11 protein-coding genes and 1 tRNA gene are annotated in these 15,529 nt (G+C 44.2%); 7 read left to right on the top strand and 5 right to left on the bottom strand.

Translation table 11 applies throughout. From position 1 onward, the window contains the following. Positions 1-11: 11 nt before the first annotated feature. Positions 12-1,253, bottom strand: coding sequence for an L-lactate MFS transporter (locus tag ACXABW_RS17290; RefSeq protein ID WP_252030960.1), 1,242 nt, complete (start codon positions 1,251-1,253; stop codon positions 12-14). 423 nt (positions 1,254-1,676) lie between these two features. On the opposite strand from ACXABW_RS17290, the gene ACXABW_RS17285 reads away from it, so the two are divergent. Continuing rightward, the gene (locus ACXABW_RS17285) at positions 1,677-2,219 is read left to right on the top strand and encodes a DUF3332 domain-containing protein (RefSeq protein ID WP_252030958.1); all 543 of its coding nucleotides are present in this window, start codon (positions 1,677-1,679) and stop codon (positions 2,217-2,219) included. Positions 2,220-2,330: 111 nt separating this feature from the next. Here ACXABW_RS17285 and ACXABW_RS17280 read toward each other — a convergent pair whose 3' ends face one another. Then, entirely contained in the window at positions 2,331-3,791 is a 1,461-nt protein-coding gene (locus ACXABW_RS17280) for a DUF3360 family protein (RefSeq protein ID WP_265686324.1), read from the bottom strand. 366 nt (positions 3,792-4,157) lie between these two features. Here ACXABW_RS17280 and ACXABW_RS17275 point away from each other — a divergent pair, with 366 nt between their 5' ends. The 5 genes from ACXABW_RS17275 to ACXABW_RS17255 all read left to right on the top strand — a co-directional run bounded on the left by ACXABW_RS17275 (position 4,158) and on the right by ACXABW_RS17255 (position 11,347). Further along, positions 4,158-6,716, top strand: coding sequence for a DUF294 nucleotidyltransferase-like domain-containing protein (locus ACXABW_RS17275; protein WP_457526496.1), 2,559 nt, complete (start codon positions 4,158-4,160; stop codon positions 6,714-6,716). A gap of 172 nt (positions 6,717-6,888) precedes the next feature. Next, positions 6,889-8,886, top strand: coding sequence for a HAMP domain-containing methyl-accepting chemotaxis protein (locus tag ACXABW_RS17270; RefSeq protein ID WP_252030953.1), 1,998 nt, complete (start codon positions 6,889-6,891; stop codon positions 8,884-8,886). Positions 8,887-9,044: 158 nt separating this feature from the next. Further along, positions 9,045-10,463 carry a transporter substrate-binding domain-containing diguanylate cyclase gene (locus ACXABW_RS17265; protein WP_457526494.1) on the top strand — a complete coding sequence of 473 codons (1,419 nt, stop codon included), beginning with the start codon at positions 9,045-9,047 and terminating at the stop codon, positions 10,461-10,463. 115 nt (positions 10,464-10,578) lie between these two features. Continuing rightward, positions 10,579-10,653: transfer RNA gene (locus tag ACXABW_RS17260), tRNA-Gly, on the top strand. A 187-nt stretch (positions 10,654-10,840) separates the two neighbouring features. Next, on the top strand, positions 10,841-11,347 hold the full coding sequence (locus ACXABW_RS17255; protein WP_457526493.1) for a DUF3087 domain-containing protein: 507 nt from the start codon (positions 10,841-10,843) through the stop codon (positions 11,345-11,347). A 74-nt stretch (positions 11,348-11,421) separates the two neighbouring features. On the opposite strand, the gene ACXABW_RS17250 is transcribed toward ACXABW_RS17255, so the two are convergent. Then, a complete protein-coding gene (locus tag ACXABW_RS17250; RefSeq protein WP_457526491.1) occupies positions 11,422-12,261 on the bottom strand; it encodes a hypothetical protein in 840 nt (279 codons plus the stop codon). A gap of 171 nt (positions 12,262-12,432) precedes the next feature. Between ACXABW_RS17250 and ACXABW_RS17245 the strand changes: the two genes are divergently transcribed. Beyond that, positions 12,433-13,179 carry a hypothetical protein gene (locus ACXABW_RS17245; RefSeq protein WP_457526489.1) on the top strand — a complete coding sequence of 249 codons (747 nt, stop codon included), beginning with the start codon at positions 12,433-12,435 and terminating at the stop codon, positions 13,177-13,179. A 19-nt stretch (positions 13,180-13,198) separates the two neighbouring features. Here ACXABW_RS17245 and ACXABW_RS17240 read toward each other — a convergent pair whose 3' ends face one another. Together ACXABW_RS17240 and ACXABW_RS17235 are read right to left on the bottom strand one after the other, a co-directional pair. Continuing rightward, a complete protein-coding gene (locus ACXABW_RS17240) occupies positions 13,199-14,308 on the bottom strand; it encodes a DSD1 family PLP-dependent enzyme (RefSeq protein WP_457526487.1) in 1,110 nt (369 codons plus the stop codon). Between the two features lie 211 nt (positions 14,309-14,519). Next, positions 14,520-15,524 carry an aldo/keto reductase gene (locus ACXABW_RS17235; protein ID WP_457526485.1) on the bottom strand — a complete coding sequence of 335 codons (1,005 nt, stop codon included), beginning with the start codon at positions 15,522-15,524 and terminating at the stop codon, positions 14,520-14,522. Between the last annotated feature and the right edge of the window lie 5 nt (positions 15,525-15,529).

Here is a 15,529-nt window from a genome sequence, read left to right as displayed (position 1 = left end):
ACGACTAGCGATTAAGCGCTCGCGTTTTGAAGTTCTGCTGCTTTTGCTTCAGAGATTGGCTTGGTAACAAATGCTAATACCACACACACACCCATCATTACTGCAGAGATAGTGTAAGCCAAGCCGTAGCTGCCAGCACCTTGTGTCATTGAGTAACCAACCACTGCTGCACCAATAGCGCCGCCGATACCCCAAGCTGTGTAGAGCACACCGTAGTTCGTACCGTAGTTTTTCAGGCCGTAGTATTCCGCAGTGATAGATGGGAATACAGCTAGAAGTGTGCCGTAACCAACAGCAGCAATTGCAGTACCGATGATTAGCGTGAACTCAGAGCTAAACGTTGAGAACAGTACCATGTTGATGCCTTGCAGAATGAACGCAAGAAGTAGAGTACGTACGCAGCCAATCTTGTCAGAAAGGATACCTGCCGCAACACGGCCGCCTGAGTTAAATACCGCTAGGATAGAAGCTAGGTAAACCGCGTTAGGTAGGTTCGCCTGAACACTTGCAATGTTAGTGATGTTACCAATGATCATCAGGCCAACAGATGCTGCGAATGCGTACATTACCCAAAGAGAGTAGAACTGAGGTGTTTTCAACATCGCTTTCCAGCTCATGTCCGCAGATTTCTTAACCGCTACAGGCGCTTTACCCGCTTTTACTTTTGGTTCTGCAGGTACATAGTCTGAAGGTGGGTTGTTGATAGTACAAGCAAGTGGTACAGCAACAACCAATACACCAACACCTAGAATCATAAATGCAGTGTTGATGCCCAGATCAGTGATTAGCATTGACGTTAGTGGTGCTAGGTAAATAGCAGCAAGACCGAAACCAGCAGCAATCAAACCGTTTACTAGGCCTTTCTTCGATGGGTGGAACCACTTCATCGCAGAAGGAGAAAGACAAGCATAACCAAAACCGATACCCGCACCAGTAATCACACCGAACGTGATGTTTAGCATTAGTACAGAGTTAACGAAGCCAGATGCGATCATGCCCAAGCCAGTCAGTACAGTACCAAGGATCAGAATCTTACGTGGGCCCATACGGTCTTGAAGGATACCCGCAACTAAAAGACAAACAGAGAAAGTAATGGTTGCGATTGCGTAAGGTGATGATGCGTCAGCTGCGCTCCAGCCAAAGTCAGTAACAAGTGCTTTGTTGAATACACTCCAAGCATACAGGATGCCAAGACAAAGGTTGATACAGAATCCTGCTAACAGGATGCGCATTGCTTTATCAATCTTGCTCATTTTATTTCTCGGTTTGGCCCTAAAAAGAGGGGGATGGTTACAGTCGATTTATTAAAAATTAGTTTGCGTTTATCAACACAAAACGCAATGAGCGCGGATTATAACCAATATAAATGTGATTGGAATCTCTTTTTCAACCGATTAGGCATTTAATTTCAGAATGTTAATGGCGTGTTTTTGGTGTTAATTAAAAAGTGCGATTTTTTAACTTTTGATTTGTAGGACTGAAAAGTTATTGACACGTCAATAGTGGCAATTGCCAGAATTATCAAGGGATGAGACTTGTAAGAAATTTCCTACATTGCAATTACTTATAGAAAATTGACTAAGTCATAGTTGTGTAAAATGAAGTGTAGAAGCATTTCAAAGTATGAATTTCGTCATTATGATGCGCCGCATTCAAAAATAAGTGGTAAAAAACACATGAAATTCAAAACTCTAAAAATCGCACTCATTGCAGCAGTCGGCGCTACATCTCTAACAGGTTGTATGGGACAAATGGCGACTACAGGCATGGTATCTAAGTTCAACCTACAAGTTGTAGATAACCGTTACGGACGTGAAGGTATGTTCATTCTTCTTTCTCCTGTTTACGGTATTGCGAGTGTGGCTGACTTATTCATTTTCAATGCAGTAGAATTCTGGACTGGTACTAACCCAATCTCTGGTAAGTCTCCTGCAGTTGTAGATACGCCAATGGATGCAATCATCAAAGTAAACAAAGATCTAGATAGCAGCCTAACTGAAGTACCGCTACAGACTAACAACGAAAACGTTGAAAAAGCGACACTGAAGCAAATCGACGAAAACACCATGCAAATGGATATTTCATACATCGATGGTACGCAACAAGTACTACGTGGTGAAAAAGGTGAAGATAGCGTTGCGTTCTACCTAGACGATGAATACATCACTACCGTTTCGAACGCTGAACTAGATAACTACGTTGCTTCTGCACAAATCTAATTGACGTTCATATCGATTAAACAAGTTTTCATCTAAGTCCAATGAAACTGTTCGGTTAGAAAAAACCTTCGCTTTAGCGAAGGTTTTTGTTCACTGGGCCAGGGTAGTCGCTTAATTATTGATTAGCGCTGGAATACCTGGTAGTTGACCAACGAGTGCTAGAGAGCCAACACAGATAACAAAGGCAAGCCCCGGAATTAAATACTTGTCTTTAGCTGAAAGAGATTTAGCACGCTCATGATCACCGATGAGCCCCATGTTATCGAGAAGCATAGTTGTCGCCCAGCCAAAAACAGGGTTTACAAACGCACAGGCAAAGATACAGATACCTGCACTCAGCGAATCTTTGTGTTTGTGAATCATCTGCATACCTGCTTCAAGGAGTGGCAAGAACACACCAACAATCAATGCAACACGTAATACTGGTTCCCACATTGCCAGGTCCATTGGGTAACCAATCACAGAAGCCGCGATACACATAAGTCCAGTAAGTAAAGCGCCGCCCGGAATAGGACGTTTAGCAATAGCGGCAGGGATCATGTAAGTGCCCCAAGAAGATGCTAAGTTACCACCACCTAGTAATGCCCCCACACCTTGACGAACTGAAGCACCAACCATGGTGTCGTCAACGTCCATCAATACGCCTTTGGCTTCTTTTGGGTAGTTGAGTTCTTGGAACACTCTATGGCCCAAATAGTCTGGCGACCACATAGCGACAGCAAGCAAGGCAAATGGTGTAACTGCGATGAAGTGTTCTAGGTTTGGCCAACCGAGTTGCCAACCCGTATTTTCACCCCACCAGTAGAATGGGCTGAAGTGAGGGAGGCCAGGCTCTGTCGTGAATGAGAAATCGGCTCCCATTATGTAGGCCACGATACCAGCAAGCGCAGAGCAGAGTGGGATAGCTAGCCAACGTTTATTAATCTTAGCGAGATAAGCATAAACCATCACCGTTACGCCTATGACCGCAAAGGATATATAGCCTTGATCGGTGCTTGATGCCCAAGCCTCTGTCTTGTTGATTTGGCCGATTAACCCAACTGCACCAAGGTAGATAAGCAGGCCGCCCCGTACGCCAACGCCTGTTAAGGTCATGAGCTTAGAGCCGCCTTTAGTGAAGGCGAGAATTAAGCCGAATGCGCACACCATGAGCCCCAGTGCCAAAGGATGTCCCCCAGCTGCAGCGATTAGTGGGATCAACGGAATCATCGGTCCGTGTGTACCGGCGAGGTTAGCGTTGGGGTTAAGGATTGCAGAGAAAAGGATAACGAACAGTGCACCTGCAATAAGCAGCTCGTAACGTACGTTTTCTGCGACAAACTCTGGTGAAAGGCCAAACTGAGCGGCAAATGCAGCGACCATTGCGGTCACCATCACTACCTTACCTATGGTTGCAGCTAGCGCAGGCACCCAGTCTTCAATTTCTATACTGTAGTCGCGTGAGGGTAGGTGAATACCCCAACGACGAAAGCTCATGATTTTAAGATCGTGATTTAGGAACTCTTCTCGGCTTTCAAATTCCTGCGCTTTTCGGCGCATATCCCTGTAAAAGGTTTTACTTGTGTTAGACATTTCGTCTTCCTTTGTTATGAGACGAAGTTGAACCATGTCAATTAGCACTCCACTTACTGTTGGTATACTGACCTTCGATCAGTACGTGACGACATCCCAGACGCTACCAATAGCCTTATCTATATGAAAAGGCGGGAGAAAACCTGGCTTGCTCCGTTAATTACGACAAAGCGCTAATCAGGCGCTTCGTCAAAAAAATCGAGTCAAAACATTGGCCTCATACTAGGAAAGTGGCTTATTGAATTATTGATTTCGATTAATTTAAATCTCGATCATATAAGCTGAGTGATTATTTGTTATCAGAAACACAACGCAACTCACACTTTTGATTTAACTATCAATATGCAAAGGAATGAAAAGGATCGAATGAAAATTTCGGAGCACGCTAATCGAACAGAGCGACTTTATGGGGTGCGAGCAGAAGACATCCATCGATGGATCGACGGCTTCTTTGATTACAATGGCAAAGACCATGATGAAACGATGGCGAAAGCGCTCGAATACGATCCATATTCTCATCGTCGATTCCGTCACTGTAAAGAAGCGCTGTCCGAGGCCATTAAGACTTTTGGTGATAAATACACCAATCAACAAATTAAAGATGTTTTCGAAACTCATATTCGCGACGACTACCATGGTTATTTGCCTATGAAAGCCGACTTTGAAAACGGTTCGTTCACAGCCAAATATCATGATGTAAGCCATGAAAATGAATTGGCCGACGTACTTGATGACAATGAACTCGCTGACTATTTTGATGGCGCAATGGTGGCTCAAAGCGAGCGGCAGTCGACACTGAGCCGATTTGGTTTACGTATTGTGTTGCCAACGGTTAGTGCCATTGTTTTGTTTGTAACGGCAATTATTCTCGTAATTTTGCCGTTGGTACAAGAATCAATGGTTGGGCAAAAACAGCAAATGCTTAAGGAGTTAACTTCTACAGCAGTCAGTGTTGTTGATCGTTATGTTGAGTTAGAACGACGTGGGGCGCTTAGTTTAGAGGAAGCGAAAGCCAAAGCAGCGATGGATATTAAGTCGATGCGATATGGCGCGGAAAATAAAGACTACTTCTTTATTACCGATATGCATCCTCGAATGATCATGCACCCTTACCGTAGTGATTTGACCAACCAAGATCTAACCCACTTTTACGAAACCGACAGTAAGTCAGGTTTTCCGATTTTCGTGGAGCTGGCCAAACTAGTCGAAACGTCTCATGAAGGTTATTTAGAGTACTTATGGCAATGGAAGGATGACGCATCAATTACAGCGCCTAAAATGACCTATGTTGAAGGCGTAGAAGAATGGCAGTGGATTGTCGGCACGGGTGTTTATCTAGAAGATGTTCAGCAGGAAATTGATAAGTTAGAGAGCACGCTTTATCGAGTATTTATCGCCATAACACTAGGCTTGGCAGTTGTTTTGTTCTACGTCATCGCTCAGTCGAAAGTGATCGAGAAAAGAAAGATGCGTGCAGAGCTTGCATTACACGAAGCCAAAAATCGCTATAAAGCGTTAGTTGAGTCCTCAAATGAAGGCTATATATTGGAAGCCGATGGAAAGATAGTATTCTCTAATTCAAGACTTCACCAACTACTCGGATACACCGACACTGAGTTAAAGTCACAAGGGATGTGGAAGCAGCTATTCTCGGCATCTGCCCGTAACGCTCGCGTACAATCTCATCTAATGCACCTCTTTAAACATGAAGTTGAACCCTCGGAATTTGAAGCTCAAATTTTAACCAAAAGCGGGCGCGAGATAGATATCATTCTAAGCACATCGCGTATTTTTCTATCTGAGAAGCTGGGCCATGTCATCTCATTTAGGCCAATTGTTAGGAAGATCTATGGCGCGAGTTTCGGTTCCATAACTCCAAGTTCGGCCTACAGCAATACCAGTTCAAGTATCGTCGAGGATATACAAAAAGGTGAAAGCCACAGTCATGTAATTGAGTCACTTAACCGACTCACCGATTTAATTCGTGAAATGATTGCAGCTGGCGCTCGCTCGGACAATTTGCGGAGGCTAATTGGGAGCACTTATGATGCGGCAATTTGTCGGTTTATCGAATTGACCATTCACGAGATCGGTGAACCACCAGTCCCATTTTCGTTTTTGTCGTTTGGTAGTAATGCACGCCATGATATGACGCTATTCTCCGATCAAGATAATGCCATTGTGTTTGAAACTCCTGATGACCAAGATCTAAAAGCAACTCGTCAATATTTCCTACACCTAGCAGAAAAGGTCTGCGCGATGCTAAATCAAGCAGGATATAGCTACTGTGATGGCTTGATTATGGCGTCAAACCACCAGTGGTGTTTGAGTGAAAAGGAGTGGCATGACAACTTTACCAATTGGATAGAAAAAGCCACGCCGGAGAGTATATTAGAGCTGAATGTGTTCTTTGATATCCGTTCTACATTTGGCGATGCGAAACTGGCGGGTGGAATTCAAGCGCATATTCAGCAGTTATTAAACAAAGAAACACGCTTTCTGGAGGTGTATGCACAGAACTGTTTGGCTCACAACATACCTTTAAACGATGAGGGAGCGTTCATTACAGAGTCATTTGAAGGCAGAGAGGTCATCAACCTCAAAGCGTGTTTACGTCCAATGGAGATTTTTTGTCGACTTTACGCACTCAAACACGACATACGTGAGAGTAATACGGTTGAACGGCTAAAAGGTTTACAAGCAGCGCAAGAGATTGAGGCAAAAACTTATCGAGAAATGGTGTGTATTTTTGACCATAGTTGGCATTTGCGCTTTATGAACCAAATCATTGAATACAGCGACCTAAGAAAGGTTAACGATATGTTGGCGGTAGGCGATCTAACGATATTGGAGCAGCAAAATTTAAGGAACGTCATGAGCCGTATCGGATTGTTCCACGAGAAAGTGCAGCAAGATTTTACTTAACTACCAACGCGCCTCAGGAACTCAGTGGGTTTGTAGCCATGAGCTTTTTGTACGTATTTGTGGGGCGAATCAAGCTTGTAACACTTTAGTTTTAGAAAACGTAGTTACATCCATTTAACAATATTTGGAACAGCGCTATATTATGAGGTAACAAATTAAAAGGAGTTAAAGGATGAAGCTCTCGATATCAGGGAAGTTACAGTTAAGTTTTCTGTTGCTTGCAGTACTTTTTATCGTGTCCGCGTTTTTCGCTTACCGCAGTGTTGAAGTTGTAGAAAAACACACTGAATCACTATTACAGTCAGACCTACCAACGGTCGATACCAGCCGGTCCATTCAGCAGTCCATTCAAGCGACGATTTCCAACGTCCGTGCCTACATGTTACTTGGCGGCGATGAAGCCGTTGGGGCAAGTCAGCTTGAAGCGCTTAACACCATCATTACCCAAACCGACGAAGCATTGCCTACTTTAGAGCAATTGTTGAATGCCGATGAATTTGGGGTAATCAACCAACAATGGGGTGCGTTAAAACTGTCGGTCGCTGAAATTACTGAACTTAGCCATAGCGATGAGAACTTGCCAGCCCATAGCCTGTTTATCAACGAAGCCGCGCCGATTGCCGAAGTGGCTCTAGATCAGTTGCAAGGGCTGATTAACGATGAGTCTTCGAATCGCGAAGGCGGGGAGAGAAAGCGTCTATTTAAGTTATATGCCGATAGTTACACTTCTCTGGCAAATGCATTGGCTTCTATGCGTGATTTCCTGATTTACGGAAAACAAGAGAACCTTGATAAGTACGCAGACTTCATCAAAGCGCATGAAAAGTCTGTGGCTGAAATTGAATCGAAAGTTGAGTTACTTTCTGGAAGTGATGCTAGCCTTTGGTCTCTGTTCAATGAAATGCAGCAACTGTATTTTCCTTTGGCCCAACAGGTGGTTGAACTAAGACAGTCATCAGGCTGGAACCTAGCTAACCAAAAAATGGCAACAGACTTAGTGCCAAATGCTCAAGCCTTGGAGCAAAGTTTAGAAAACATCGTCATCAAGCAACAGCAGCAAGCGGATCGTAGCGGGCAGGGGATCTTTGGCTCGATTGCCCAAGTAGTGACCTTGTTGATTGTGGCCGTTGTAGTAGCGGTAGTTGCTGCTTTCGCAATTTCTACGTACATGGGGCGAAATATTGGTCGTCGTGTCAGCTTAATTTCTAAACGAGCACAGCTTATCGCCAGTGGCGATATCTCTCAGCAGCCTCTAGTGATTGAAGGAAGCGATGAATTGGCAAGCCTTACCGATTCCATCAATCGTATGAACCAATCTTTGGCAGACATCGTTCACGGTGTGACCAACAAAGCGCAGCAAGTTGACGAAAGTATGGCGGGTCTGCTTGCCGCGAACCAACAAACGTTAGATGAAATTACTAAGCAGCGAAACAACATCGAACAGATCGGTCAGCAGCTTAACGATGTGGCCCATTCAGCTGCAAGCACTACTCAGCAAGCTAAAGAGTCGGTGATCACTCTGAACGAATCGAACAATCAAATTACTCAGGGATCTAACACTCTGGATTTAAACAAGGCAACCGTTGAGCGCCTATACGAAACCATCGAGAAAGCGAGCGATGAAGTTACTGAACTGAGTCGCGAGAGTGAAGCGATTGGTCGTGTGACCGAAGTCATTGAAGGGTTAGCAGAGCAAACGAACCTGTTGGCATTGAATGCCGCAATTGAAGCCGCGCGAGCGGGTGAATATGGTCGCGGCTTTGCTGTGGTTGCTGATGAAGTACGCTTGCTGGCAACGCGTACTACGGAGTCGACCACCGAGATCAACAATATTGTGAATGCGATTCAATCGTCGACTTCTTCAGTTGTAGACGAAATTGAAGCAAGTAAATTGCTTGCAAAAGAAGGCTCAGAGCATACCGAACAAGCTGTAGTTAAGCTTCTCTCTGCAACCGAGCAAATTGCAACGCTCAATAACCAAATGCAAGATCTTGCCGCCGCCGCAGAGCAGCAGTCAGACTCTACACAAGCCATTAATGCGCTTATGGAAGGAGTTACAGATTCTGTAAATGACGTGTCACGTATCAGTGAATCATCTCATAGCACTTCGTTGGATGTTCGGGATCGCGTTGTTGAGCTCAATAAAGAAATGGAGCAATTCAAAGGTTAATCGCTACTTGTTTTCTTCGCATGGAGTGAGGGTGTATTACTGATATTGTTTCAATCTTGAATTATCAGGACATCGCGAAAATGCGATAGAAGCGTCACTCTCATTACTTTTAATCGTTTTTGGTCTATTACTTATATTAAGTAGTTTACAAGTAAGCGATGGACGCGATGATAAGCCAAGGGACTGCACTCAAAAAGACGCCAAATGTAAAGTGGCGTCTTTTTGCTTTTGCCCTTTCTCTAGCAACCTGCTTCATGAGTATGTCAGCTCTGGCGGAAACTGATGAAGAGGTTCTTCGGGTTGCTAACTCTAAAGCATGGAAACCCTTTTCTTACATTAATAGTGACGGCCAGCCAGATGGAATATTGATCGATCTTTGGCGCGAGTATGGAAAGCGGAATAAGGTCGAAATAGAATTTGTTCTACTGGACTGGAATGAATCTTTGGAAGCAGTAAAAAACAACCGGGCTGATGTTCATGCCGGGTTATTGTGGTCCGAACCTCGCGATGAGTTTTTCGACTTTGGTGATGCTTTAATTAATATTGAAACTCAACTCTATTACAGCCAAGCGCTCATTGGATTTGACGTTGATGAGTTACTTAAGGGGAAAGTTGAACAATATGTCGGGGTGGTGAAAGGCGGCTATGAGGAATATTTCGCTCGCAAGGAGTTTCCCAAAGCAAATTTGAAAGTATATCCAAACAATGAGCTGTTAATTAATGCCGCGTTTAAGGGGGAAATCTCTGCTTTTGTTGCCGATCTTCAAGTCGCGAATTTCTATCTCTATTCCTCAGACGATCCTATGAGCTTTGTGCCTGTGAAATACTTGTACTCAGGTGATCTATACCCTGCGGTGACAGAAGGTAATAGGTCAATGCTTGATGCTGTGAACCTAGGGTTTAAAAAAGTAGGTACAGCCACACGTGAAACAATCTTGCATAAATGGATGCACATCGAGACTGTCTATCCTCAGCACTTTTTTCCAACCGTGGTTGGTGTGAGTGGCTTAGTCGCCATGCTTTATATCATTATGTTGAAGCGTACGGTCAGAGCGAGAACACGTGAGTTAGAGCTCGTTAATGAGCAGCTTACCGTGTTGTCTACCACTGATGAACTCACTGGCATAAAAAACCGACGTTGTTTTATGGATGCGATACATCAGTTGGACACGCAAAGTGAGTCGCTGACGGTAATGGTGTTTGATATCGATAACTTTAAGTCCGTGAACGACAATTGGGGCCATGCGATAGGAGACGAAGTGATTAGAGAAGTCGCACAGAGTGTGGAATCGATATTAACGCCTTCAATGTTGTTTGGCAGAATTGGCGGTGAGGAGTTTGCTCTCGTGGTTAGAGAGCTTAGTAAGGAATCGGCGATAGACTTAGCGCAAAGTGTATGCCTAAAAGTTTCCGCCGCGAGAATGCAGGTGGAGTGTAATACCCACATTTCAGTGAGCGTAGGTTGTGCATTTTACCCCCATGGCAGTGATGAAGTCGATTTAGTCGCTGCAGACAAGCTGATGTACAAAGCCAAACAACAAGGAAAGAACAGGGCGGTGGTAGAGTTAATTGATTAAAATTGGATGTAATCTCGACGATTTGTCCAATCATTGCGCACTTGAACAAAAGAGGCATAGAAAACACTTTTCTTTTCAGTCAGATGTGGCATATTAACTAGGTCTTCGACGCAAAGCGTACTTCGTATAATGGCTATTACCTCAGCCTTCCAAGCTGATGATGCGGGTTCGATTCCCGCAGTACGCTCCAAATTTTCTCATACTATCCAGTATAAAAAAACTGAAACGCCGATGGCGTTTTTTTTTATGCCTGCTATTCTTGCTTTGCTCACCGTTTGCAACAAAGTACCTCTCAATTGTACGTCTTCGCCATGTATAATCCGTAACTAGTAAGTGAGCGAAATTACGCTTTTTATCTCTCTATTTATGGAAGAAACATGAAACTTAAACAGATCGACAAGCAATTATACCGCTCGCGTCTCAATATCGTGATTGTAGCCTGCATTGCTAGCTTAGCAGTATTGAGCCTCGCCATATCTCAAACCTTGATTATGCTGTTCCCGTCAGAAACTGGCTCCCACTTCCACTGGAACTTACTTGGCGTGATTGTAAGTGCCATTGCATTAGTGACGGCTTTGCTAAAACTTAAAGCGCACCCGAAAATGTACGAGGTCGTCTACGTGTGGGAGTTAAAGCAGGCGTTAAACCTAATCTACAGAAAGAACAAAAAGCTTCTTGCCGCCGCTGAACAAGGTAATTCAGACGCAATGTTAGCACTGCAGTTTAGCTATGATGGCTCGCGTCAGTTATGGAAACTAGACGACAACACCATCACGATGGATAGCTTGAATACCGCTCAAGCCCAACTCGATAAGTGGGTAGAGCAATACAGCGTTGAACTCGATGTTTCGAACTACCAGTCGGATATCCTTAAATCATTTTAAGGTTGATTGAATTTTTTGGTCGAATAAAACACGCCTAGCCAAATGGTAAGCTAGGCGTTGTATCTACCGATGGATTATGCTTCAAATACGTTTCTGAAATACCCTTGCTTTGACCACTTGCCTGGTTCACGAACTGGATCCCAAGATGTGACCACGACTGGATGCCCGATAAGCGCTTTCGCTTTTCGAGTAACAGTACCCGTTTTATCGAATGTGCTGGTTTTCATGAACCATTGCTGACCATTCTTCATAGTTAGAATAGTGCACGGAGAACCTCTGTGTACTTTATCTATTTCAACAGAGACTAAGATATCTGGCGCCGTTTTGGTTACAACTTGACTAGTACCGGCACGAAGCTGCTCTTTTTCGAGTTCTTGCTTCAATGACTGAATCTCTTTGTGTAACGCTCTGCTGCTTTCCGCATGCTCCCTACGTAACTTATCGACAAAAAGGTCTGTTTTAAGCTGCATAGCGTTGATATGAACAGAAGCTTTGTTTTGGCTGAGTTCGTTGACTAGATCTGAGTGCTTGGTTAATTGCCCTGATACGTATTTAGGGTGTAGGTCTAGCAGTATTTCAGTTGTGAGTTCACCGTCTTTACGGAGGTTCTTCATAACTTCAGATAGGTAAAATTCCGTATCTTGATCGTTTCGCCATACTGCAACTAACTTGATCCCATTTGACGTTTTCAGAACAACGAACGTGCCATAGCAGGGCTCTTGAGTTGTTGGATGGAGAAAGTAACCGTCGAACTTCGCACGATTTCCGTGTTTGCGATCCGGTTCCGCCGGAGATGTTTGGAAGATTTCGATCGTTGTATCTCGTGGAAAGCTAAAGCCAAATCTAAGTGGCAATGAGTCTAGGTTGCAGTGCTCGTTACTTTTGAGCTGTACCGTTAGCTTTGGATTATTCATTGGTTTGACAGATTAATATCGAAGATGTGGATGCTTAATTCTAACTAGGCACTTTCTAACTACAAGGCCAAAGTACGCCAAAGTGTATCAACATTTTTCAATAGCCATTAACTCAACAAAATAGGCCGAACGAGGCTAGACTATAAGGAACTTCTAACAAAAAGGGCAGATATGAAGCTTATCGCTCTGGTTCTTTTCATTGTCTCTGGTTACGTTCATGCCGAAAGCAAACGCATTGACGTGATTGTAGGCGTGAGCGATGGATTTCCGGTTTATTACTTCGACAAACAAGAACAAGTATTTAAAGGCCCGATGATCGAGTCTTTTGAAGCCATATGCCGTGAAGCTAACTTTAATTGTATTTTCCGCGCACTTCCCAAAAAGCGCATTGAGACAGAATTGATTGAGGGCTCGATTCATTTTGGGACAGTTATCAATAGTGCTTCTCAGGCAGCCTTGCTCAAAGAGATGGTGTACTTCACTGAGTTCAACGTTCCAGCAAGTTTGGGTATCTATTCAACGTTGCCCTCTGGCGAGATACCAGAAGATTTAGAAGCTTATTATGGCGAAAGCATTATATGTGTACTGGGGTGGAGTTTATCTGTACTACCTGGTATTTGGGAAGCTGAGAAGGTAGAACACGTAACGATATTCAAACCGAGTACTATTGATGCGGCAGTTCGCATGTTGAAGTTAAACCGCTCTAAGTTCCTATACGCGAATAAGCAGAAAATGGACGTCTATATTACTGAACAGGACGGCTTGCATTACAAGGAGTTTAAGTCGCTTAACCAGACGTTTGGTTTATCATTGGCGTCGCCCCAGTACCAACAGATCAAGCAAAAAGTGGATACCGCAATATCAACCTTACTCATCAGAGGCGTAATCGATCCAGTAACTGGGCACTTAGCAAAATAGTGCCCAGTTACAAAGTTAACTAGTCTGAACGACCTCGTCCTTGAATTCTCCATTGGTGGATTACTTCACCGTCACGCACTGCATTTAGCACATCAAAGTTATGCAATGTAGTGTCGCAATGGCTAGGGATTAGTGAGATAACCTGACCAATTGCATATGGCGATTTACCTTGCTCGATCAACAGGATTCCGTGTTCGTCTCCGCCGCATTTGTATGTGACAGTGTCACTATGCTCGCGTACTTTCGGCATACCTAAATCAATTGAAAGTGATTTCATGCCTGCGTCGACAACGGCACGCCCAGAGCTTGGGTGGCTGATGACAGTGCTTAACACAGAAAGGGCTGAGCTAAATTGGCGATTGGTATCTTCATTGTTCTCGTCGCCTATTGCTGTATAAGTGCTGTCCATAAACAAGTAAGAGCCGGCTTGAACTTCGGTATAAGCATGCGCTGAATGGGCTTGATAGGTTCCTGTACCTGCGCCGGAAATGATCTTTGGCGCTAAACCTTGGGGTTTAAGTGCGGTTTCAATGAAAGTGAACAGAGAATCTACCGCATCATGAGCAGCCCGCTGTCGCTTCTCATAGCCTTTTATCAGCTGAAGATGGCCGCTATATGCTTGAATCCCATCGTATCGAACGCCTTCGGTGGTTTTAATATGATTAATCAGCTCGATGAGAGCTTGGTCAGCGTTCACACCACAACGTTCTTGACCACTCTCTACTTCAACTAGAAGGCCTATCTCGATACCGTTCTGGCTAGCATACTTACCAATAATGTCGACATGGTAAGCGTGGTCGATGACTTGGCGAATTGTCGCATTTGGATGGTTTAAACATAGGTCGACAAGTCTTTTAGTTTTTGTCTCACCAGCAATTGGCGTAGTGATAAGTACGTCGTTAACGCCGCCTTCGACCATGACTTCTGCTTCACCTAACTTAGATGTACAGACTCCGATCGCTCCGGCTGCTATTTGCATGTGAGCTAATGCTGGGATCTTGTGTGCCTTTGTGTGCGGGCGTAGGGCTAAACCAAGTTGATTGATGCGCTTTTGCATACCCGATAGATTTTGCTCAAGGATATCAAGATCAACGATGAGCGCTGGAGTGTCGAGCTGAGTGATTTTCATTATTGTTAATTCTAGTTAGGAGGTATGGGCACGAAATTAACACAGATTACTGAATGAAGAAGCGTTAGAACGTGAATTAGCAGAATTTTAACGTTATGAATAACAAAGAGTTATTAAACGAGTGTGGAGTATTTGCGTGGCTATTGATTGGTTATTGAAAGAGCAGGACTGGAAATAAGCCTCATCGAGATGAGGCTTACGGATTAAGTGGCTAGAATTCTTCGGTGTCTATTTCAAGCTGCGTTGGCATGTTATAACGCGCACCAGCTACGTCACTGGTTTTCATTGTGCTTTCAACCAGTGTCATTAATTCTGCTGAAAGCGTGTATTGTTGCGAATTCCAGTTATCTTTTAGGTGCTTGATATCTGTTGTGCCAGGCAAAGCAATTGAATCTGGTGCTTTCGCTAATGTCCAAGCAATAGAGAGCTGGGCGAGCGTTGGGTAAGGTAAACTGTGATTCTTTTCCTCGAACATAGGAAGCAGTCGGTTGAGCTGTTCGACTTTATCCAAGTTCAGAGGGAAGTTTTGGTCAGAGAAACGCGGCATTGCTAAGCGAATGTCACCTTGGACAAATTCGTTACTGCGAACTTCACCACTGAGCATACCACGGCCAACGGGGCTAAACGAAACGAATGTAATGCCCAACTGGTTACAAGTATCGAGTACGGCGATCTCTGGATTACGAGACCACAGTGAATATTCAGACTGAACCGCAGCAATAGGATGAACCTGATGCGCTTTTCGAATGGTCGTTGCAGATACTTCAGACAAACCAATGTGCTTTACCTTGCCTTCTTCAACAAGCCTCGACAGCTCTCCAATACTTTCTTCGATTGGCACATTTTTGTCCCAACGGTGTAAGTAGTATAAGTCGATTACATCGGTGTTAAGTCTGCGAAGAGCTTCTTCACAGGTGCGTCTTAGAACCGTAGGGTTTCCGTCTATTGTGCGTTTACCATCTGGCCCTTTAGCCATGCCGCATTTGCTTGCTAAGAAATACTCATCACGACGATGGCCAACCGCTTTAGCGAGCAGTTTCTCGTTAGCACCAAACCCATACAGGGCAGCGGTATCGAGCATGTTGTAGCCCATGTCTAGCGCGGCGTTAAGTACATTAATACCGTGTTGCTCTGACGGGGGAGTGCCATATGCATGAGATAGGTTCATACAGCCCAGAGCGACCGGTGCTAATGTTTGATTGCCAATTGTTGCCATCGTCG

It is taken from the genome of Vibrio paucivorans, assembly GCF_054053395.1.
Note: the sequence above shows the minus strand (reverse complement) of the source record. Positions and strands in the feature narration are given on the sequence as shown.

Excerpts from the sequence above, each read along its gene's own strand:
- ACXABW_RS17235 (WP_457526485.1), bottom strand. The coding sequence starts at position 15,524 with ATGGCAACAATTGGCAATCAAACATTAGCACCGGTCGCTCTGGGCTGT.
- ACXABW_RS17275 (WP_457526496.1), top strand. The coding sequence starts at position 4,158 with ATGAAAATTTCGGAGCACGCTAATCGAACAGAGCGACTTTATGGGGTG.
- ACXABW_RS17290 (WP_252030960.1), bottom strand. The coding sequence starts at position 1,253 with ATGAGCAAGATTGATAAAGCAATGCGCATCCTGTTAGCAGGATTCTGT.
- ACXABW_RS17255 (WP_457526493.1), top strand. The coding sequence starts at position 10,841 with ATGAAACTTAAACAGATCGACAAGCAATTATACCGCTCGCGTCTCAAT.
- ACXABW_RS17280 (WP_265686324.1), bottom strand. The coding sequence starts at position 3,791 with ATGTCTAACACAAGTAAAACCTTTTACAGGGATATGCGCCGAAAAGCG.
- ACXABW_RS17285 (WP_252030958.1), top strand. The coding sequence starts at position 1,677 with ATGAAATTCAAAACTCTAAAAATCGCACTCATTGCAGCAGTCGGCGCT.
- ACXABW_RS17265 (WP_457526494.1), top strand. The coding sequence starts at position 9,045 with ATGGACGCGATGATAAGCCAAGGGACTGCACTCAAAAAGACGCCAAAT.
- ACXABW_RS17240 (WP_457526487.1), bottom strand. The coding sequence starts at position 14,308 with ATGAAAATCACTCAGCTCGACACTCCAGCGCTCATCGTTGATCTTGAT.
- ACXABW_RS17245 (WP_457526489.1), top strand. The coding sequence starts at position 12,433 with ATGAAGCTTATCGCTCTGGTTCTTTTCATTGTCTCTGGTTACGTTCAT.
- ACXABW_RS17250 (WP_457526491.1), bottom strand. The coding sequence starts at position 12,261 with ATGAATAATCCAAAGCTAACGGTACAGCTCAAAAGTAACGAGCACTGC.
- ACXABW_RS17270 (WP_252030953.1), top strand. The coding sequence starts at position 6,889 with ATGAAGCTCTCGATATCAGGGAAGTTACAGTTAAGTTTTCTGTTGCTT.